The 20,330-nt window shown below is 70.8% G+C and carries 20 protein-coding genes and 1 tRNA gene; 12 read left to right on the top strand and 9 right to left on the bottom strand.

Annotation, left to right across the window (positions count from 1 at the left end; all coding sequences use genetic code 11):
* Positions 1 to 54: 54 nt before the first annotated feature.
* From P1K31_RS10080 to P1K31_RS10070, 3 genes are all read right to left on the bottom strand, one after another.
* A complete protein-coding gene (locus tag P1K31_RS10080) occupies positions 55 to 3,720 on the bottom strand; it encodes an LAGLIDADG family homing endonuclease (protein WP_276303198.1) in 3,666 nt (1,221 codons plus the stop codon).
* A 349-nt stretch (positions 3,721 to 4,069) separates the two neighbouring features.
* Positions 4,070 to 4,142, bottom strand: a tRNA-Pro gene (locus tag P1K31_RS10075).
* Positions 4,143 to 4,165: 23 nt separating this feature from the next.
* Positions 4,166 to 4,852, bottom strand: a complete 687-nt coding sequence (locus tag P1K31_RS10070; RefSeq protein WP_276303197.1) for a hypothetical protein — start codon at positions 4,850 to 4,852, stop codon at positions 4,166 to 4,168.
* 104 nt (positions 4,853 to 4,956) lie between these two features.
* Between P1K31_RS10070 and P1K31_RS10065 the strand changes: the two genes are divergently transcribed.
* The 10 genes from P1K31_RS10065 (at position 4,957) to P1K31_RS10020 (ending at position 12,839) form a co-directional block, all read left to right on the top strand.
* Complete coding sequence (locus P1K31_RS10065; protein ID WP_276303196.1) at positions 4,957 to 5,421, top strand: TRAM domain-containing protein; 465 nt, start codon at positions 4,957 to 4,959, stop codon at positions 5,419 to 5,421.
* On the top strand, positions 5,418 to 5,879 hold the full coding sequence (locus P1K31_RS10060; protein ID WP_276303195.1) for a Tfx family DNA-binding protein: 462 nt from the start codon (positions 5,418 to 5,420) through the stop codon (positions 5,877 to 5,879). Before P1K31_RS10065 ends, P1K31_RS10060 begins: the two co-directional genes overlap by 4 nt.
* 73 nt (positions 5,880 to 5,952) lie before the next feature.
* Entirely contained in the window at positions 5,953 to 6,738 is a 786-nt protein-coding gene (locus tag P1K31_RS10055) for an SDR family oxidoreductase (protein ID WP_276303194.1), read from the top strand.
* Positions 6,739 to 6,879: 141 nt separating this feature from the next.
* A complete protein-coding gene (glpR, locus tag P1K31_RS10050) occupies positions 6,880 to 7,647 on the top strand; it encodes an HTH-type transcriptional regulator GlpR (protein ID WP_276303193.1) in 768 nt (255 codons plus the stop codon).
* On the top strand, positions 7,644 to 8,552 hold the full coding sequence (gene pfkB, locus P1K31_RS10045; RefSeq protein ID WP_276303192.1) for a 1-phosphofructokinase: 909 nt from the start codon (positions 7,644 to 7,646) through the stop codon (positions 8,550 to 8,552). The genes glpR and pfkB overlap by 4 nt, the downstream gene beginning before the upstream one ends.
* Positions 8,553 to 8,666: 114 nt before the next feature.
* A complete protein-coding gene (locus P1K31_RS10040; RefSeq protein WP_276303191.1) occupies positions 8,667 to 9,863 on the top strand; it encodes a PTS fructose transporter subunit IIC in 1,197 nt (398 codons plus the stop codon).
* A gap of 30 nt (positions 9,864 to 9,893) precedes the next feature.
* Positions 9,894 to 10,373 (top strand): PTS sugar transporter subunit IIA, encoded by a 480-nt coding sequence (locus tag P1K31_RS10035; protein ID WP_276303190.1) that lies wholly within the window; start codon positions 9,894 to 9,896, stop codon positions 10,371 to 10,373.
* The gene (gene ptsH1, locus P1K31_RS10030) at positions 10,373 to 10,684 is read left to right on the top strand and encodes a phosphocarrier protein HPr (RefSeq protein ID WP_276303189.1); all 312 of its coding nucleotides are present in this window, start codon (positions 10,373 to 10,375) and stop codon (positions 10,682 to 10,684) included. The genes P1K31_RS10035 and ptsH1 overlap by 1 nt, the downstream gene beginning before the upstream one ends.
* Positions 10,681 to 12,387, top strand: a complete 1,707-nt coding sequence (gene ptsP, locus P1K31_RS10025; RefSeq protein ID WP_276303188.1) for a phosphoenolpyruvate--protein phosphotransferase — start codon at positions 10,681 to 10,683, stop codon at positions 12,385 to 12,387. Before ptsH1 ends, ptsP begins: the two co-directional genes overlap by 4 nt.
* Positions 12,384 to 12,839: a PTS fructose transporter subunit IIB gene (locus P1K31_RS10020; protein WP_276303187.1), complete on the top strand. Its 456-nt coding sequence runs from the start codon at positions 12,384 to 12,386 to the stop codon at positions 12,837 to 12,839. The genes ptsP and P1K31_RS10020 overlap by 4 nt, the downstream gene beginning before the upstream one ends.
* A gap of 66 nt (positions 12,840 to 12,905) precedes the next feature.
* Here P1K31_RS10020 and P1K31_RS10015 read toward each other — a convergent pair whose 3' ends face one another.
* The 3 genes from P1K31_RS10015 to P1K31_RS10005 form a co-directional block, all read right to left on the bottom strand.
* The gene (locus P1K31_RS10015; protein ID WP_276303186.1) at positions 12,906 to 13,904 is read right to left on the bottom strand and encodes a mannose-1-phosphate guanylyltransferase; all 999 of its coding nucleotides are present in this window, start codon (positions 13,902 to 13,904) and stop codon (positions 12,906 to 12,908) included.
* An 85-nt stretch (positions 13,905 to 13,989) separates the two neighbouring features.
* Positions 13,990 to 14,274, bottom strand: a complete 285-nt coding sequence (locus P1K31_RS10010; protein ID WP_276303185.1) for a DUF7091 family protein — start codon at positions 14,272 to 14,274, stop codon at positions 13,990 to 13,992.
* A 101-nt stretch (positions 14,275 to 14,375) separates the two neighbouring features.
* Positions 14,376 to 14,711, bottom strand: a complete 336-nt coding sequence (locus P1K31_RS10005; RefSeq protein ID WP_276303184.1) for a hypothetical protein — start codon at positions 14,709 to 14,711, stop codon at positions 14,376 to 14,378.
* 294 nt (positions 14,712 to 15,005) lie between these two features.
* Here P1K31_RS10005 and P1K31_RS10000 point away from each other — a divergent pair, with 294 nt between their 5' ends.
* Complete coding sequence (locus tag P1K31_RS10000; protein ID WP_276303183.1) at positions 15,006 to 15,932, top strand: replication factor A; 927 nt, start codon at positions 15,006 to 15,008, stop codon at positions 15,930 to 15,932.
* The gene (locus P1K31_RS09995; RefSeq protein WP_276303182.1) at positions 15,933 to 16,547 is read left to right on the top strand and encodes an RPA family protein; all 615 of its coding nucleotides are present in this window, start codon (positions 15,933 to 15,935) and stop codon (positions 16,545 to 16,547) included.
* Positions 16,548 to 16,570: 23 nt separating this feature from the next.
* Here P1K31_RS09995 and P1K31_RS09990 read toward each other — a convergent pair whose 3' ends face one another.
* Genes P1K31_RS09990 through hutG form a run of 3 tightly spaced genes read right to left on the bottom strand, consistent with a single transcriptional unit; the run spans position 16,571 to position 20,329 of the window.
* Complete coding sequence (locus P1K31_RS09990) at positions 16,571 to 18,208, bottom strand: HAL/PAL/TAL family ammonia-lyase (protein ID WP_276303181.1); 1,638 nt, start codon at positions 18,206 to 18,208, stop codon at positions 16,571 to 16,573.
* Positions 18,198 to 19,400, bottom strand: a complete 1,203-nt coding sequence (gene hutI / locus P1K31_RS09985) for an imidazolonepropionase (protein WP_276303180.1) — start codon at positions 19,398 to 19,400, stop codon at positions 18,198 to 18,200. Before hutI ends, P1K31_RS09990 begins: the two co-directional genes overlap by 11 nt.
* Positions 19,397 to 20,329, bottom strand: coding sequence for a formimidoylglutamase (gene hutG, locus P1K31_RS09980; RefSeq protein WP_276303179.1), 933 nt, complete (start codon positions 20,327 to 20,329; stop codon positions 19,397 to 19,399). Before hutG ends, hutI begins: the two co-directional genes overlap by 4 nt.
* Position 20,330: the final 1 nt, after the last annotated feature.

Here is a 20,330-nt window from a genome sequence, read left to right as displayed (position 1 = left end):
CGCGCATAGACCTTCGGCGCGCGCCGCGTCACGTCCTCGGTACGAAACGGGCGGTCAGACCGTCCGGAGGTAGTCGGTCTGTGGCTCGTAGACGTCGCCCTGGCGGCGCAGTTTCTCGATCTCGTGTTCGGCCTTCGAGCGCTCGATGCCGACCGCCTCGGCGCGGTCGAGCACCTCCTCGACGGGCGCGCCCTCGTCGTACTCGACCTCGACCTCGCCGATGATGCCCTTGATGTCGCGGATGCGGTCGCGCTGGGTCTTCGAGGTGCCCGTCTCGACGATGTCCGCGTCGAACTCGCCCGTCTCGGGGTCCATGCCGATGTCCTCGAGCGAGGAGCGCACGACGTCGATGACGCGCCGGGCGTCCTCCCGGTCGACGCTGTCGGAGAGGCGGACGCGCGCGGAGGCCTCCGCGAGTCGGACCAGCCCCTCCAGCTTGCGGGCGGTGACGGGAACGGGCGCGTCGCCGTCGGCCCCCTGCGAGCGGAGGTCGACGTAGAACTCCTCGATCTCCTCGCGCGCCTCCTCGGTCATCACCGGGAAGCAGGTACGCTTGGCGTAGGCGATGTACTTCCGCAGCAGGTCGGCGTCGATGGCCGGCTCGACGTCCTCCGTGACGGTGTCGACCTCGTCCTGCGTGACGTTCGAGGCGTTCGCCTCCGTGCGATGGGTGTGGAGCTCGCCCGCGTAGTTCGTCGTGAGGATATGCTTCGCGAGGTCGCGGTCCTGGTCCGGGTCGGGCTTGTCGGTGATGGTGAAGATGAGGTCGAACCGCGAGATGAGCGCGGGCTCGAGTTCGATCTGTTCGCCGATGGACTCGTACTCGTCGAAGCGCCCGTACTTCGGGTTGGCCGCGCCGAGGAGCGCACACCGGGACTTGAGTGTCGCGTTTATTCCGGCCTTGCTTATGCTGATCGAGTTGTGGAGGACGACCCCCTGGCTGATGAACGTGTGTGTTGGCTCGACCGTCACGTCGTAGACCCAATCTGTCGCGTACTCGCCGGCGTTCGGAACGGTCTCGACGTTCGTGACACGGTAGTACCGAAGATCGGCCCTGGATTCGAGCCGGTCGACGCGTCGCTCGAACTCGTCGAGCGCAGCTATGACTGCGCCCCGTGCCCGTTCCGTTAGCCCACGACGTTTCTCTTGGTCGTATCCCCCGTCTTCGGCGTAGTGGATCGACCATCGCGTAACCCCGTCGAGCCGTTCGGCAAGCTGTCGATCCGACCAGCCGATCAACTCCCGAACGTCGGTCAACGACGTCGTAGTCTCGAGTTCTCGGTAAACGGTGGCGGCTCGACGACGGAGTTCTCGCACGTGTCGCTCGACGGTCTCCACCTGGACACCGTACCCTTCGTCGAGATTCGGCCTGAACTCACCCGTGAGCCGGAGTCCGAGTATCCGTCGCAGTTCGCGGATCTCGCGAGCTACGCTGGTCGGCAGAACGTCGTGGTGTCGTCTCACTCCCTTGCTGCGAGCGACAAACGTCCTCGCCTTCTCGTACCGATCGTCGGCCGGTTCGACCACCTGTTCGACGAACCGTTCGATCGAGTCCCCCATGACGTACGTCTTCCAGGAATTCTCAGACCGGTTGTAGTGAATGCGGGACGAGACGCCGATTTTCGACAACGCGTCGGCGTAATCGTCGGCCAACCCCCGAGACGAGGTCGACAGCGCCATCGATTCACTCTCGACGCTCCCGTCACCGGCGAACGCCCCGACGAGGAACCGTCGAATCTCCTCCTCGGACGCCCCCAGGACCTTCGACGGCATTCGTTTCTCTCGGGCAGTGTGCATAAACTCGGGGAAGTTCGCCTCGAACCAACGGTAGAGCTTCGTCGAGACCCATCGCTTCGTTACAGTCCCTGCGGCGTTCGTGGTGTCCGTGCTTGTCATTCCGAACACGCCGGCCACGAGTTCGTCGGCCCGTGCGAGCAGTCGTTCGTCCTGATTCGAGAATCCGATTTCGTGAGACGAACCGGCGTAGGAATGACCCTCGGCGATCAGCAGACCCAGGATCTCCGCCAGGGCTGGAGACATCTCGGACGGCAGTCGTACGTCTTTCTCTTTTCCGACGTGTGCTTCGTCGGTGAGTGGGATCGTCTCTGGAGAATTGGGGAGTTTTCGAGGAGCCGGAACGAACGCCCCCTCTTCGATGTCGCGGGCCTCGATGGAGCCGATCGCTCCAGCGTCCTCGACGAACATCGGGTGTTCCGGCGTCACCAGTACGCTCCGGCCGTTCGAGAACGTGACTCGAACGAACTCGTCGGGGGCTTCGTGGCGACTGACACGATCGACCGGCACTTTCTCGACGATGTTCGAATCCAGGTCGGCGGAGTGAACGGAGATTCCGTTGACAGGCAAGATCTCACAGTTCACTCCCTCGATGACGTCGCCGGCGCGGTCTGCCATCGCGTCTTCCACGAACGGACCGATCTCAACACGTCGGCCGTCTGCGAGCAGGATCTCCGAACTCGGGTGATAGGATTGCTGCTCAAGCGCTTCGTGCATGGCCGAGCGATCCTCCGATCGCATCTTGTCGAGTTCGTCGATCGCGGCGATCCCCTGGTCGGCCAGCACGAGCGCGCCGGCTTCGAGCGTCCACTGCTGTCCCTCGCCGAAGTCGTCGCGCACGGCGGCGGCGGTCAGCCCCGCGGCGGAACTCCCCTTCCCGGACGTGTACACCGACCGGGGCGCGATGTTCCGGACGTACTGCAGCAGCGCGGACTTGCCGGTCCCTGGGTCCCCGATCAAGAGCATGTGGAAGTCGCCCCGGATCCGGGAGCCGTCGGGGAGGTGCTTCGTCACGCCCGAGAAGAGCTGGAGGATGATGGCGAGCTTCTCCTCCTCGTAGCCCCAGATCGAGGGGGCCATCGAGGCGACCATCCGCTCGTAGATGTCGGACTCGCCGGAGAGGTCGACGATCTCCCGCTTCTCCTCGTCGGTGATGTCCATCTCCTCGAACTGCTCGTCTTCGATCTCGATCGCGATGCCTTCCATGAAGATGTCGAACATCGCGGACTTCTTCTGGCCGGACTCCTGCTGGTCGAGCCGGAGGATGCCGGTGACCTTCACGTGGTCGCCGGCGGTCACCTCGCCGGTGATGTCGTCCTCGACGTGGACGTCGATGTTCTGGGGGGTCTCGCCGCCGCGCAGCCCCTCGGGGGACTCCTGGACGCGGAGCTTCTGGGCGTCGACGAACTCGGACTGGTCGAAGTTGATGCGGAACGGCCCCTGGCGCTCGCAGCCCTGGCACTCGTGGGGCTCCTGGAAGTCGCCGCCCGTCTGGGGGATGCGGGTGAGCGTCCCGCAGCGCTGGCACTCGAAGGCCGCCTGCTGGATCTTCGGACGGACGTCAGTCGCCTTGCGGACGATCCCCTGCACGCTGATGAGCTGCCCGCGGTGGCGCGCCCGGATGGCCCGGATCTCCGTCGTCCGATCGAGGTCGCGGATCCGGACGTGGGCTTGCCCGAGGCTCACGTCCACCGGGAGGTCATAGAGCCGGAGGGCCTCCTCCGCGTACTCCTGCAACTGCCCCGGCTGGTTCCGGTACTGATCCGCGAGCTCGGGGTTGAACCGGTAGAGGTCGTTCCAGGAGATGTAGAGCGAGCGCTGATCGTTGGGATACTTGCGCGCGAGCTCACCGATCTCGTTGCGATAGTACGTCCGATAGAACTCCTCGAACGAGTCGATGATGTCGGTATCCTCCGCGAGCGCCATTTACCGACGATTGCGCCCGTTCGGATTAAAACCTTCCCACGGAGCGGAGCGAAAGTGAACGTGGGGGGGAGCCGTCGTGTGGGGTGGTTTTGACGGCGGACCATCGATTCGGCGGGACCGCGCGGATTCGAACGCCGGTCGTTCCGCTCACTGCGTTCGCTTCACTCCCTGATTCGAATCCGTGCTCGTTCACGCTGCGCTCCTCACGTTCGTTCGTCGCAGCAGCAGTGGGACCGCGCGGATTCGAACCCCAGTCGCACGTGCTCGCTTACGCTGCGCGCGTGCTCCCTAGTTCGAATCCGCGCACCTTCCGGTTCAGACCCCTCGCTGTCGCTCGGGGTCCTGAATGTGGGACCGCGCGGATTCGAACCGCGGTTACAGCGTCCCAAACGCTGAAGGATACCAGGCTACCCCACGGTCCCGCGTGTCCACAGAGGGGGAAGGATCACGAAAGCGTTTCGTTCCGCGCGACGCCCTGAGCGATCACCGTCCCGACCGCGATCAGGCCGAGGGCCACCACGACGCCGACCAGCGCCCGGTCGACGAGGACCGCGACGACCACGAGCAGCGTCGCGCCGCCGAAGCAGCCCCCGACGACGAACCGCTCGGTGCGACGGTCGAACCGGCCGCCGCGCCGGCTCCGATAGTCGGCGGCCGCGAACAGCGCGAGGACGGCACCGGCGGCTCCCGCGAGGTCGTCGCCGGTCGCGAGACCGACCGCGAGCGCGACCGCCGCGAGGAGGCCGCCGAGCGCGACGGTCGCCCGGGGCGAGAGGGGATTGACCGACGCGCCGTAGCGGACGTGGTAGGCGACCGTCGGGACGGCGGCGAACAGGCCGACGGCGAGGCCGGTCGCCGGTCGTGCGACGACGAGTCCCGCGAGCGCGCCGAGCGCGCCGAGCCCCACGCCGGTGGCCAGCACGGCGTCCGGGACGAGCACGCTCGCGGGGTCGTCCGAGAACCGGACGGCGTAGGCGGCGAAGGGGTAGAACAGCGCGAGCGCGAGCGCCGCCGCGGCAAGCGGGTCGCCCTCCACGAGCGCGACGAACAGGCCGACCGGAACCGCGAGGACGACGCCGACGGCGAGGGAGATCTCGGGGACGCGTTCGCTCGTTCGGGCGGGGTTGCTCACACCGTTCGAACGACGTCGACCGCCCAAAACGTTGCGGTGCGGCCCTCTCCGTCCGGATCCTCCGAGGCGCAAGCGTTTAGAACGCGCACCCTGTTTCCACACTCATGCCCGACTGTCCACTCGCGGACCAGTGCCCCAAGTACTCGGAGCGGATCTCCGGGATGGGGTGTCAACACTACGGCGACCGCGGTGGGGCCGAGTGGTGTGACCACTACAGCATGCCCATCCGCGAACTGAAACAGCAGCCCGTTCAGCCGGGCGAGGAGGTCGTCGTCGACGTCACCGACATCCACCGGAGCGGGGCGGGCGTCGGGCGCACCGAGGACGGCTTCATCGTTCTCGTCGACGGCGTCCTTCCGGACGCACGCGCGCGGGTGAAGATCACCAAGGTCCGCTCGAACCACGCCATCGCCGACGAACTCGAACGCCTCCCACTGGCGGAGGAAGGGGAGGGCGAGGGCGAGGGCGGTTCCGAGGAGGCGAGCGCCGACGACGGGGACGACCGATCGAACCGGCGGCGTCCCCGCCGCGAACGACTGGGCAGTCGAGACAACTTCTGGGGAGGATGACCGATCCCGCCGACGCCGTGGCGATCCTCGACCGCGTCGGTTTCGAACCCGAGCAGAGCATCCTGACGCGCCGTCAGGCCGAAGTGCTGTGCCTGCGCGAGCGGGGCCTCGCGCAGGCGGACATCGCGGAGTGGCTGGGTACCTCGCGGGCGAACGTCTCCAGCATCGAGGCGAGCGCCCGCGAGAACATCGCCAAGGCGCGCGAGACGGTCGCGTTCGCCGAGGCGCTCAGGGCACCCGTGCAGATCACCATCGAGTCGGGAACCGACCTCTACGACGTGCCCGCGCGCGTCTACGCCGCCTGCGACGAGGCGGGCGTGAAGGTGAGCTACGCCGCCCCCGAACTGATGAAACTCGTCTCCGACGCCGCCGGCGACGCGGTCCGGGGGCGGGAGGTGCGCCGCGACATCCTCGTCGGCGTCACCAGCGAGGGCGCGGTTCGCGTCCGGACGCCCTGAGGTACGTCTGGACGCCCCGAGGCCCGCGGGCGGCGAGGGGCAGCTATTTCTCGGACCCGTGCGACGCCCCGCCATGGACCTCGGACTAAGCGGTAACAGCGCGCTCGTGACGGCCGGCAGCAGCGGTCTCGGCCTCGCTAGCGCCGAAGCGCTCGCCCGCGAGGGCGCGAACGTGGCGGTCTGTGGCACCACGCCGGAGCACCTCGCGGAGGCGGAGGAGACGCTCTCCGACGCGGGCGACGGCGACGTGCTCGCAATGGAGGCCGACATCACCGACCGCGAGCAGGTCGAGGAGTTCGTCGACAGCACGGTCGAGCGGTTCGGCGGCCTCGACCACGTCGTCACGAGCGCGGGCGGACCGCCGAGCGGCCCGTTCCTCGAGACGGACGACGACGACTGGTACGACGCCTACGACCTGCTCGTGATGAGCGTCGTCTGGACGACGCGGCGGGCCTATCCGCACCTCGCCGACGGCGGCGGAACCATCGTGAACATCACCTCCCGGAGCGTCGCGGAGGTGATCGACGGCCTCGTGCTCTCGAACTCGGTCCGGCGGGCGGTCATCGGTCTGATGAAGACCCAGTCGCGGGAGTTCGCCCCCGACGTGCGCGTCAACGCGGTGCTCCCGGGGAGCCACGAGACCTCTCGGATCAGGGAACTCATCGAGCAGGGCGTCGAGCGCGGCGAGTACGACGCCTACGAGGAGGGCCTCGAGGAGTGGGGGTCGGGCACCCCGCTCGGGCGCATCGGGGACGCGCGCGAACTCGGCGAGGTCGTCGCCTACCTGTCGAGCGACCGCGCGAGCTACGTCACCGGCGTCGCGCTCCCGATCGACGGCGGATCGATGCGGAGCGCGTAGGCGGGCGGATCCCCCTCTGACGGTCGTCCGTTTTCGACACTATGAAATTTCCGATCAATATAATCAGAAACAAACGTAAATCCGACGCAAACAGTTAACAACGTATGGCGAACAATCACCCGTAGGACCTCACGAGGAACCATGCTACCAGCAGAGCGAAAGCGGAAGATCGTCGAACTGGTCTCGGACGCGGGCGGGCGGTCCGTGGAGGCGCTGGCCGACGACCTGGGGTACTCCAGGGCGACCATCCGCCGGGACCTGCGGGAACTCGAGGACGAGACCCTGATCGAGCGGTCCCACGGTGGCGCGGTGCCGATCACCGCGGTCGGCCGGGAGCAGACCTACGGGCAGCGGGAGGTGCAGAACCTCGACGCGAAGCGCGCCATCGCCGCGCGCGCCGTGGAGGAACTCGCCCAGGGGCAGGTCGTCTTCTTCGACTCCGGCACGACCACGATGGAGGTCGCGCGACGGGTGCCGAAGGACGGGTCGCTGCTGGCGGTCACCAACTCGATCCAGCTCGCCTCGGAGCTCGGCGGGGAGTACAACGAGGTGAAGCTCACGGGCGGGACGCTCCGCCACCGCACGCGGGCGCTGGTCGGCCCCACCGCGGAGGCGTTCATGGAGCGGATGAACTTCGACGTGCTCTTTCTCGGAACGAACGCCGTCGACGCCGAGTCGGGGCTCTCGACGCCCAACGAGGACGAGGCGCGGATGAAGGAACTGATGGTCGAGCGCTCGGCCACGGTCGTCCTCGTCGCCGACAGCTCGAAGGTGGGCGAGCGGAGCTTCGTCCAGTTCGCCGACGTGGGGGAGGTCGATGCCTTCGTCACCGACGACGGCATCGACCGGGCGGCGCGCGAGTCGTTCGAGAGCGTCGGGCTCCGCGTCGTCGAGGTGACCGCCGAGTGATCCTCTCGGTCACGCCCAACCCGGCGCTGGATCACACGCTCCGGCTCGACGAACCGCTCGCGGCGGGCGCGGTCGCCCGCACCGACGAGACGCAGTTCGACCCCGGCGGCAAGGGGATCAACGTCTCGAAGTACCTCGCGTCGCTCGACGCGCCCACGGTCGCGACCGGGTTCCTCGGCGATCCGTTCGGCCGCCTCGTCCGCGACCGCCTCCGCGAGGCGGGCATCGAGAGCGACTTCGTGACCATCGACGAGCCGACCCGCCTCAACACGACGGTGCTCGCGCCCGACGGCGAGTACAAGATCAACCACGACGGCCCGCGGGTCGGCCCGGCGGCCGTCGACCGCGTCCTCGACGCCATCCGACGTCGCGATCCGGAGACGGTGGTCGTCGCGGGGAGCCTCCCGCCCGGCGTCGGTCCCGACGCCGTCGACCGCATCGCCCGCGCCGGCGACTGGGAGACCGCCGCGGACGTGGGCGGCGGCGTCCTGCGCGACCTCGAGGCCCCGTTCTCGCTCTGCAAGCCCAACCGCGAGGAACTCGCGGCGGCCACCGACGCGCCCGTCGGGACCGTCGAGGAGTGTCTGGCCGCCGCCGAGGCGCTCCGCGGGGCGGGCTTCGACCGCGTCGTCGCCTCGCTGGGTCCCGACGGGGCGGTGCTGGCGACCGGCGACGGTACCTACCACGCGCCCGCGGTCGAGACGACCGTGGTGGACACCGTCGGGGCGGGCGACGCCCTCCTCGCGGGCGTCCTCGCCGCCCTCGCGCGCGACGAGTCGGGGGACGCCGCCCTCCGGGCCGGCGTCGCCGTCGCCTCGCGGGTCGTCGCCGTCGCGGGGACGCGGGTCCCCGACTTCGACGGCGTTCTCACCGCCGCCGATGACGTCCCGATCTCGGCGTACTGACCCGCCCCCCGGGGCCGTTTTCGGTTTAGCGCTCTATCGAGAAAAAACGAACAGAAACGATCACATTCGAAAGCGTTTTTGAACCGTTGGGTGAACAACCGTGAGGGTGGATCAATGTCAACGCAAGACTCGGCCGAACGCGCGCTTCGCTCGCACGTCTCCTCGGTGAAGGAGGACGTCATGACCGGCGTGTCGTTCATGATTCCGTTCGTCACCATCGGGGGTATCTTCCTGGCGCTTGGGTACGCGGTCGCGTCGCTCCCGCCGATCGAACTCCTCGGCGTCACCGTCTGGTCCGGCGGGACGACCGTGGAGGGGGTGTTCGAGGCGACGGGTACCCTCGAGTGGTTCCTGGCACAGATCGGCGGCGCGGGGCTCACCTTCATGGTGCCGATCCTCGGCGCGTACATCGCCTACGCGATCGCCGACCGACCGGGGCTCGCCCCGGGCTTCCTCCTGTCGTACGTCATCCAGCAGGGGACGGTCCTCCAGGCGGCGGGCGACGTCATCGGCCTGACGGGCGGGGACGCGGGCGCGGGGTACCTGGGCGCGCTCGTCGCCGGCCTGCTCGCGGGGTACGTCGCGCGGTGGTTCAAGCGCCGTTCGGTGCCGGAGTTCGTGAAGCCGATGATGCCGGTGCTCGTCGTGCCGGTGCTGACGATGGTCGTCCTCTCGCCGGTCGTCATCCTCCTCCTCGGGGTGCCCGTCGCCATCGCGAACGCGTGGCTGACGGAGTTCCTGCGGACCGCTCAGGGCGGACAGGCCGTCCTCGTCGGCGCGCTGCTCGGCGCGATGATGGCGTTCGACATGGGCGGCCCCGTCAACAAGGTCGCCTACGTGTTCGCCGTCGGACTGCTCTCCGAGCAGCTCTACGAGCCGATGGCCGCCGTGATGATCGCGGGGATGATCCCGCCGATCGGCCTGGCGCTGTCGAATTTCGTCGCGCCGCAGAAGTACGCGGCCGAGATGTACGAGAACGCGAAGAGCGCGGTGCCCCTCGGCCTCTCGTTCATCACCGAGGGGGCGATCCCCTACGCCGCGGCCGACCCGCTGCGGATCATCCCGAGCATCGTGGCCGGGAGCGCCGTCGGGGCGGCCGCCTCCATGGCGCTCGACGTGACGATGCCCGCCCCGCACGGCGGCGTCTTCGTCGTCGTGCTGTCGAATCGACCGCTCCTGTTCCTCGGCTGCATCGCGCTCGGGTCGCTCGTGACGGCGGCCGTCGCGACGGCCCTGAAGCCCGACTTCGAGGTCACCGTCGCCGATCTCGAGGAGCGCGACGCGGACGCGAGCGCACAGGGGTCAGACTGAATCCCCCCCGAGTAGACTATCCACCAGACAATGACCGAGACCGAGATGGACCGAGACGACGTGACGCGGCTGGTACCGACCGAGGCGATCTCCCTCGACGAACCGCCCGAATCGAAGGACGCCTGCATCGAGTTCCTGCTCGATCTCGCCGTCGAGGCGGGTCGGGTCGAGGACCGCGAGGCGGCGCTCGACGCGCTGCTCGCCCGCGAGGAGGAGACCACCACCGGCGTCGGGAAGGGCATCGCCATCCCGCACGCCCAGACCGACGCCGTGTCCCGACCGTCGGTCGCGTTCGCCCGCTCCGCGGCCGGCGTCGACTTCGAGTCGATGGACGGGGAGCCGGCGCACCTGCTGTTTACGATCCTCGTCCCCGCCGACGGGAGCGACGACCACCTCGCCATCCTGAGCGCGCTCTCGCGCTCGCTCATGCACGAGGAGGTGAGGGAGGGACTGTACGAGGCCGACTCGCCGGCGGACGTGCGGGCGGTGCTCGCGGAGGCGATGACCTGATGGAGCGGGTCGTCGCCGTCGTGCCGGAGGCCGGCCTGCACGCCCGCCCCGCCGCGACGTTCGTCGAGACCGCGAACCGGTACGACGCCGAGATCACCGTCGCGCCCGCCGAGGACGGCGGCCCCGTGGACGCCCGCAGCATGCTCGCCGTGACGAGCCTCGGGGTCGAACACGACGACCGGGTCCGGCTCGTCGCCGAGGGCGACGACGCGGAGGCCGCCCTCGACGCGCTCGAGGCCGTCCTCTCGACGCCGGAGGCGGGCGAGGGCGGCGGGGACGGAGAGAACGGGGAGGACGGCGAATCCGGATGACCCGCACGCTCGACGGCGTCGGCGCGACACCCCGGACGGGGGTCGGCCGCGCGGTCTGGTACCGCCCCGACGCGGCCCTCGACCTGCCCGACCCGCCGGACGCGACGACCGTCGATCCGGCGGCGGAGCGCGAGCGGTTCGAGCGCGCCCGCGACGAGGCCCGCGAGGCGCTGCGCGCCGAGCGCGACCGGGCCGCCGAGCGCGTCGGCGAGGAGGAGGCCGCCGTCTTCGACGCCCACGTGCAGTTCCTCGACGACCCCCAGATCGAGGCGAGTATCGCGGGGGAGATCGACGACGGGCTCCCCGCCGAGCACGCCGTCCGGGCGGCGTTCGCCGGCCCCATCGAGCAGTTCGAGGGGATGGACGGCCGCATGGCCGAGCGCGCGGACGACCTCCGGGACGTCCGGGATCGGCTGCTCCGCCTCCTGCTCGGCGACGATGGGACGGACCTCGCGGGGCTCCCCGAGGGATCGGTCGTCCTCGCCGAGCGGCTCACGCCGAGCGACACGGCCCGCCTCGACCCCGAGCGTGTCGCCGGCTTCGCCACCGTCACGGGCGGTCGGACGTCCCACGCGGCCATCTTCGCGCGGTCGCTCGCGCTCCCGGCTGTCGTCGGCGTCGGCGACGCGCTCCGGGAGATCGAGGAGGGGACCGAGGTCGTCGTCGACGGCGAGGCCGGCGAGGTGGCCACCGATCCGGACGCCGACCGGCGCGCCGCGGCCGAGCGCGAAGACGCCGCCGAGGTGCACGCCGGGGCGGTGACGACCGCCGACGGCGTCCCGATCGAGGTGGCCGCGAACGTCGGCCACCCGAGCGAACTGGCGGGGGCCGCCGACCGGGGCGCGGACGGGATCGGCCTCTTTCGCACCGAGTTCCTCTTTCTCGACCGCGAGACCCCGCCGGACGAGGACGAGCAGTACGAGGCCTACCGCGAGGCGCTCCGCGCCTTCCCTGACGGTCGGGTGATCGTCCGCACGCTCGACGTCGGCGGGGACAAGCCGATCCCCTACCTCGACCTGCCCGAGGAGGAGAACCCCTTCCTCGGCGAGCGGGGGATCCGCCGGTCGCTCGGGGCCGACGCCGACCTCTTCGAGACGCAGCTGCGCGCGCTCCTCCGCGCGGCGGGCGACGCCCAGGGCGGCCTCGCCGTGATGCTCCCCCTCGTCGCCACCGTCGAGGAGTTCGAGGCGGCCGCCGAACGGGTGGAGGCGGTCGCCGCGGCCCTCGACGGGGAGGGCATCGCGCGCGGCGCTCCCGACCTCGGCGTGATGGTGGAGACGCCCGCCGCGGTCCTCCTCGCGCCCGAGCTCGCGGCGCGCGCGGACTTCCTCTCGATCGGGACGAACGACCTCGCCCAGTACGTCAACGCCGCGGCGCGGGGCGACGAGCGGGTCGCGGACCTGCACGACCCGCGCCACCCGGCCGTCCTGCGGGCCGTCGCGCGCACCGTCGAGGCCGTCCGGGGGACCGACGCCTGGGTCGGGATGTGCGGCGAGATGGCCGGCGATCCCGACCTGACCGAACTGCTCGTCGGCCTCGGCCTCGACGAACTCAGCATGAGCGCCGTGACGATCCCCGACGTCAAGGCGCGCGTCGAGCGGACGAACGCGGCGGACGCGCGCGAACTCGCGGAGCGCGCGCTCCGCGCGCACACGAAACGCGAAGTGATCGACCTGCTCTCCCAACAACCCGACCAGCCATGAAACTCGTCGCAGTCACGTCCTGTCCGACCGGTATCGCACACAGCCAGATGGCCGCGGAGAACTTAGAGCAGACCGCCGCGCGGCTCGGCCACGAGATCCACGTCGAGATCCAGGGGGCCATGGGCGCGGAGAACGAGCTCTCCGCGCCACAGATCGCGGCCGCGGACGCGGCCATCATCGCCGCCGACACGGCCGTAAGCCCGGACCGGTTCGAGGACCTCCCCCTCGTCAAGGCACCCGTCAAGGACGCGGTCAACGACCCGGAGGGCCTCATCAGGCGGGCCGAGGCGGCCGCGGAGGGCGGGACCGTCGCGGGGGACGGGGAGTCGAACGCAGCCACCGCCGACACGCGGTCCGAGGGGCCGGACGCGGCGGAGCGCGCGGAACCTGAACGGGTCGGCGGCGACCCGCGGAAGGGCCTGTTCGCCCGGCTCAGGCGGTTGCTCTCGTAACGCTCGCCCGCCCCGCGTCGGCGTTTCCCTTCCCTATCGCGCCGCCTCGCCTCACCCAGTCGCGCCTCACTCCTCCTCAGCCTCCAGCCGCGCGACCACCTCGCGCACCCGCTGGGCGTCCTCGGTGGGCACGACGAGCACGCGGCCGTCGTAGGCCGCGACGGTGAGCCCCTCCACGCCGACGACGCTCACGTGACTCCCCTCGTCGGTGGCGATCACGCAGTCCTCGGCGTCCACCGTCAGGGCGTTCCCCGCGACGACGTTGCCCGCGGCGTCGGGGTCGCCGACGCGGGCGAGCGCGTCCCACGCGCCGAGGTCGTCCCACTCGACGTCGGCGGGAACGACCGCGGCGTTCGCACAGCCCTCGAGGATCGCGTAGTCGACGCTTACGGGCTCGACGAGGCGGAAGCCGCGCTCCGGTTGCCCGGCGTCGAGGCTCTCGACCAGCGGGGCGAGGTCGGAGCGGCGGGCTTCGTCGAGCAGCGCCTCCGGCGTCCACGCGAAGACCCCCGCGTTCCAGAGGAAGCCGTCGTAGACGTAGCGCTCCGCGGCCTCCGTGCTCGGCTTCTCGAAGAAGCCCGCCACGTCGAAGTAGTCGCCGCGGTCGGTCCCCGGTTTAATGTACCCGTAGCCGGTCGCCGGTCGGTCGGGTTCGACGCCCAGCGTGACTAGTTTCCCCGTCTCGCGCGCCGCGCGCAGGGCGCGCTCGGCGGGGTCCGCGAAGCCGTCCCCGACGCGGTGGTCGCTCGGGAGGTTGAGCAGGACGCACTCGCCGACCTCATCGCGGACGCGGTGGGCGGCGTAGACGAGCGCCGGGCCGGTGTCGCGCCCGGCGGGTTCGACCAGCACCTCCGCGTCGGGCGCGTGGTCGGGGACGAGGTCGGCGTACTCCGGCCTCGTGAGGACGTACGTCGCGTCGGCGAGCGGCTCGACGCGCTCGACTGTCCGGGAGAGCAGGGAACGCTCGCCGTCGAGCGCGAGGAACTGCTTGGGTCGCTCGCGGGAGCTCGCCGGGTAGAGGCGCGTGCCGACGCCGCCCGCGAGGACGACGGCTATCGTGTCCATGGCCGGCGGTTCGACGGCGGATCACAAAGGCTGATCGCCGACCGGGGTAGCTTCGATCCGGTCGCCGCTCGCCCGCTCGATGCCCTCACCACGTCTCGATGCGTCCGTCGCGGATGTCCTCGACGCAGCCCCGGCAGTCCACGTGGTCGGCGTCGTAACAGTCGGGTCGCAGGCCGGCGTCGAGTTCGACGCTCCGCTTCTCGGCGTAGCGGCGGCAGACGACGCGGGCGTTGCCCCCCTCGTCGATCGGGAGGTCGGCCTCGCTCGCGGCCCTCGCCGCCCGGTAGGCCTCCTTCGCCTCGCCGTACTGCCGCCCGGCCGCCCGGAGCTTCGAGCGCAGGACGAACTCCAGTCGCCGCCTGTTGCTCATGCGTGCGGATTCGTGCGCGGGTGACAAAATCCCGTCGCCGCCGGGAGATCCGCCGCGGACAGGTTCGGTGGACGAGCGCGGACGGGGTGTCGGTTCGCTCGTCACTCCTGCCGTTCGTGGAGCGGGTGCCGCTCGATCCGCCGGAGCGTCGACGTCTCGACGGCCCGTAGTACGTCGTAGGCGTGATTCGCGTGTTCGTGCGGCGTCGGATCACCCGCGTCGGGTGGCGGGTGGAAGTGGTCGCGCACGGGTCGACCGTCGAAGGTATGCCCGTCGTGGCGATGCCAGGCGCGCGTCCACCCGCCCGTGACTCCGTGAACGTCCTCGTGGTACACCACGGCGAAATCCCCCGACTCGCGCCAGTCGATCTCGTGGTAGGCGGCGGTCACGTCGAGCGGGTAGTACGCGAGGTCGAACGCGGCGCGGAGACGTACCATCCCCGTCCGCGTGTTGATCGGTAGCGACGTCCGCTTACACGCCGCTCGCGCACCGCCTCGGACGTCCCGGATTTCGACGCGAGGAAACTCCCCGCAGTACGTGCGCGCGAACGGGCGGCGCGCCGGCGATGAGCCGTGTGGCCTCCTCGACACGGCGTGACCGGCCGACCGAGACGCCCACTCTCGACCGACTGAGGCGCTCCCGTTCACTTTCACCCCGCTAGCGCAGGTTTTTATACCATCAGGAACCAAGCGACGTACGTCTCCCACTGAAAACACGCGGAGACGGCAACCATGACGGAACTTCGACAACACGCCGAAGCGATACAGGCGCAGTTCTCCGACCAACTGGATATAACGGTAGAGGAGGTGCAGACCCGCCTCGAGACGCTGGTGAACGACTACAAGGTCCCCGCCGAGGAGGCCCGGCGCTCCATCGTGAGCAGCTACCTCGACGAGGCCGGGATGGACCGCGATCAGCTCGGCGGCGGCGGCAACGACCTCGTGCAGGTCGCCGACGTCGACGAGGACGAGCAGTGGATCGACGTGCGCGCGAAGGTGGTCGACCTGTGGGAGCCCCGCAGCGACGCCATCTCGCAGGTGGGCCTGCTCGGCGACGAGTCGGGCACCATCAAGTTCGTCTCGTTCACGACGAGCGACCTCCCCGAACTGGAGGAGGGCGCGGTCTACCGCCTCGGGAACGTCGTCACCGACGAGTACCAGGGCCGGTACTCGGTGAAGCTCAACCGGACGACGAGCATCGAGCGCCTCGAGGAGGACATCGAGGTGGGCGACGACGCCACCGAGGTCGAGGGCGCGATGGTCGACGTCCAGCGCGGCAGCGGCCTCATCAAGCGCTGCCCCGAGGAGGGGTGCACCCGCGTGCTCCAGAACGGTCGGTGTAGCGAACACGGCGAGGTCGAAGGCGAGTTCGATCTCCGCATCAAGGGCGTCCTCGACGACGGGACGGACGTCCACGAGGTCATCTTCAACCAGGAGATGACCGAGGAACTCACCGGCATCGCGCTGGAGGAGGCGAAGCAGATGGCGATGGACGCGCTCGACACGTCCGTCGTCGCCGACGAGATGAAGGCGGACGTGCTGGGGGTCTACTACCGCGTGCGCGGGCCGACGCTCGGCCGCTACGTCCTGGCGAACGAGTTCGAACGGCTCGGGCCGGTCGATCCCGAGGCGGCGCTCATCAAGGCGAGGTCGATGTAGATGTCCGGAGCACCCACCCGCGAGGTCGCCCGCCGCGTCTTCGCGACCGAGTTCAACGACGCGGGCTACACGTTCAAGGAGTCCGACGAGGAGCGCGCCCCGGTCTACGCGCTGCTTCCCACCGGCGAGCGCGCAAACCGCGTGTTCATCGTCGGCACCCTCACCGAGACGGAGGACGTCGGCAGCGACAGCGAGTACTGGCAGGGACGGGTCGTCGATCCGACGGGCACGTTCTTCATGTACGCCGGCCAGTACCAGCCCGACGCCGCGAGCCACCTCCGCGAGGCGGAGCCACCGGAGTACGTCGCCGTCGTCGGCAAGCCCCGCACCTACGAGACCGACGAGGGCGAGGTCAACGTCTCCGTCCGCCCCGAGTCCATCACGACGGTGGACGCGGACACCCGCGACCGCTGGGTCGTCGAGACCGCGATGCGCACCCTCGAACGCGTCCGGGCGTTCGACGAGGGCGGCGAGTACGCGGAGATGGCCCGCGAGCACTACGGCGACGACGGCGAGTTCGACGCCGAGCGCTACCGCCGCGCCGCGCTGAGCGCGCTCGAGGACCTCGAGTCGGACGGCGAGGAGTCGGAGACGGAACCCGAAGCCTCCGCCTGAGCGGCGCGGACCGCCGTCGACCGCTATTCTATCGCGTCGTCGAGCGCCCCGGCGAGCGCCTCGTCCAGCGCGCCGCTCGCGACGAGCGCGTCGCAGGCGGCGATGTCCGGGCGGAGGGGACGGTCCTCGGAGAGCGGCGGGACGACCTCGCGGACCGCCCCGTAGGTCGCGCCCGTCCCGACGCCGTGTTCCAATCCGGGGTCCACGAACTCGGCGGCCTGCGCGCCGCACAGCAGTTCGATCCCGACGACGGTGCGGGCGGCGTCGAGCGCCCGGCGGGCGGCGAACGCCGCCGTCGCGCTCATGCTGACGTGGTCCTCCTGGTTCCCGCTGACGGGGACGTTGTCCGACGACGCGCGGCCGATCGCCCGGCACTCGGCGACGTGCGCCGCGGCGGTGTACTGCGCGATCATGAGCCCCGAGCGGAGGCCGCTGTCGGGCGTGAGGAAGGGCGGGAGGTGGGGCTCCTGGACGTGCGGGTTGAGCATGCGGTCGACGCGGCGCTCCGCGATGGCGGCGAGTTCGGTGAGCGCGCCCGTGACGTAATCGAGCCGAAGCGCGAGCGGTTCGCCGTGGAAGTTGCCCCCGGAGACGACGTCGGCGACGTCGGTGCCGCTGGTGCGGCGGTCCACGCGGCCCGCCGCGAAGACGAGCGGGTTGTCCGTCGCGCTGTTGAGTTCGACCTCGACCGCCCCGCGGAGGTGGGTGACGGCGTCGCGGACCGCGCCGTGGACCTGCGGCAGGCAGCGGATCGAGTAGGCGTCCTGCACGCGGTCGCAGTTGCGGTGGGACTCGACGACTTCGGAATCGGCGCAGAGCCGCTTGACGTTCGCCGCGCTGACCGCCTGTCCGGCGTGCGGACGGACCGCCTGGACGGCCGCGTCGGCGGCCGCCGTCGTCCCCATCGTCACCTCGGTCGTGAGCGCGCCCGCGGCGTCCGCCGCGCGACAGAGGCGTTCCGCGTCGTGGACGAGCAGCGCCGCGATCCCCACCGTCAGTTGCGTCCCGTTGATGAGCGCGAGGCCCTCCTTCGCGCGGAGCGTGAGCGGTTCGAGGCCGACCGCCGCGAGCGCCTCGTCCCCCGGCAGGCGCTCGCCGTCCGCGTCCGCCCGCGGGTCGTCGCGCCGCTCCTCCCCGCTCGACCGTTCGGTCGAACTCCGTTCGACCCGCGCCGTTCCCTCGCCGAGGAGCACGAGCGCCATCTCCGCAAGCGGGGCGAGATCGCCGCTCGCGCCGAGGCTGCCCCGCGAGCGGACGACCGGGTGGACGCGCTCGTTGACGAGCGTCACGAGGTGGTCGACGACGACCTCGCGGACGCCGGAGTAACCCTTCGCGAGCGCGTTGATCCGCGCGAGGGTCATCGCGCGGACCTCCTCCCCCGTCAGTTCGCGCCCCGCGCCCGAGGCGTGGCTCCGCACGAGGTTCGTCTGGAGGCGATCGACCTCCTCGGGCGGGATGCGCTCGTCCACGAGGTCGCCGAACCCGGTGTTGATGCCGTAGACGGCCTCGCCGCTCTCGATCACGCTCTCGACGCGCTCGCGTGACGCCCGGATCGCCTCGCGCGCCTCGTCGGCGACGGCGACGCGGGCACCCTCGCGCGCGACCGCGACCACGTCCTCGGGGGTGAGCGACGCGCCGTCGAGTACGACCTCACCGGCCATGCGCCACCTCCCCGTCCTTCAGGACGGTCTCGACGGGGTTCGTGTCGAAGACGTACGGCACGTGGACGTGCGAGGGGGCGTCCACGACCGCGACGTCGGCGCGCGCGCCCTCGCGGAGCGTCCCGCGATCGTCGCGGTTCAGCGCCCGCGCGCCGCCGTCGGTGGCCGCGGCGACCGCCGCGGCCGGGTCGAGCCCCATCCCGACGCAGGCCAGCGTGGTCGCGAACCCCATGCTCCGGGCGTAGCAGTTCGGGTTGAAGTCGGAGGCGACGGCGATCGTCGCGCCCGCCTCCAGGAACGGCGCGGGGTCAGCGTACGCCGCGCCGAGGCCGAAGGCGGTGCCGGGGAGGAAGACGGCCGTCACGCCCGCCTCGGCCAGCGCGCGGGCGTCCTCGCGGGTGGCGTGCAGGAGGTGATCGGCGCTGGCCGCGCCGAGCGACGCGGCCAGCTTCGTCCCGCCGAGGTGCGAGAGCTCCTCCGCGTGGACCTTCGGCGTCAGGCCGTGCTCGACGCCGGCCGCGAGCACGCGCCGGGACTGTTCGACGGAGAATACGCCCTCCTCGCAGAACGCGTCGCAGAACTCGGCGATCCCCTGCTCGGCGACGGCGGGCACCTGCTCCTCGGCGACGCGCTCGGCGTACTCGTCCGCGTCGCGCCCCTCGGGGACGGCGTGTGCGCCCATGAACGTCGGGACGACGTCGATCGGGTGCGCGGCGTCCGCCCGCGCGATCGCGTCGAGCATGCGAAGCTCCGTCTCGGCGTCCAGCCCGTAGCCCGACTTCACCTCGACGGTCGTCGTCCCGTGGGCGAGCATCGCGTCGAGGTGGCCGAGGAGGTTCGCCAGTAACACCTCGTCGCTCGCCTCGCGGACCGCCCGGACGGTGCGGAGGATGCCGCCGCCCGCGGCGAGGATCTCGCCGTAGGTCTTCCCGCGCAGCTTCGCCGCGAACTCGTCCGATCGGTCGCCCGCGAACAGCGCGTGCGTGTGGGAGTCAACGAATCCCGGGAGCAGGGTCTTCCCGGTCGCGTCGAGGGCGGTGTCGGCGTTCTCGGGGGGGTGCTCGCGCGTCACCGCCGCCGAGGGGCCGACGGCGACGATCCGCCCGTCCTCGATCGCGACTGCGCCGTCCTCGATCCGCTCACCGGGGCCGACGAACACCTCGCTCGCGCCGTGGAGCACGGTCCGCGTCATGGCTGTCCCCTCGACGCGACGGTACTTAGCACGTGGGCGACGGCGCGGGCGGCGGCGGCGACCGTCCGGCCGTCCCGGTCGAGCGGCGGGGCGCACTCGACGACCTCGAACCCGCGGACCCGCTCGTCCGCGACGACGCGCCGGAGGACCCGGAACAGCTCCCGGGTGGTGAGACCGCCGGGGGTCGGCGCGCTCACGCCCGGCGCGGCGGTCGCGTCCAGCACGTCGAGGTCGACGCTGACGTACACCCGCTCGACGTCGCCGAGCGCGTCGAGCGCGCGCTCCGCGGCTCTCTCCACGCCGTCGCCGAGTGCCTCGGCCGTGACGACCGTCCCCCCGCGCTCGGCGACGTACTCGGCGTAGGCGGTCGATGTCTCGAAGTGGCGCGCCCCGACGCAGGCGTAGGCGTCGAGCCCCGCCTCGAACAGCTGTCGGTAGGGGGTGCCGCTGGTCGGCCCGTCGCGCGCCTCGCGCACGTCCAGGTGGGCGTCGAGGTTGACGACGCCCAGGCTCCCTCGCTCGAGCAGGGGGCGGGCGTTCGCGTAGGTGAGGGAGTTGTCCCCCCCGAGGAAGACGGGGAACGCGCCCGACTCGTGGAGGCGGCGGGCGACCGCCGCGACGGTCTCCTGGGCGTCGGCGACCGGCTCGCGTCCGTCGAGCGACACGTCGCCGCAGTCGCCGACCAACGGGGCGGCCCCCGACCCGAAGCGGTGGGTCTTCACCCCCGCGAGTTCCCGGCGGATCGCGGCCGGCCCCTCGCGCGCGCCGGGGCGGCCGATCACCGCGCCGTCGTAGGGCTCGCCGAGCAGGACGGCGTCCGCGTCGATCGCCCCCTCGGCGCTCACCGGTTCGACGACGTGGCCGAACTGCTCGTCGTTCCGGTCGTCTGACGTCGGTTCCCACGCGGCGGGCGGATCGAGGCGGGACACG

Origin of the sequence: Halomarina halobia, assembly GCF_029338575.1 — an archaeon.
Taxonomy (GTDB): domain Archaea; phylum Halobacteriota; class Halobacteria; order Halobacteriales; family Haloarculaceae; genus Halomarina; species Halomarina halobia.
The sequence above is the reverse complement of the archived record's forward strand: the minus strand, read 5'-3'. Positions and strand labels throughout refer to the sequence as shown.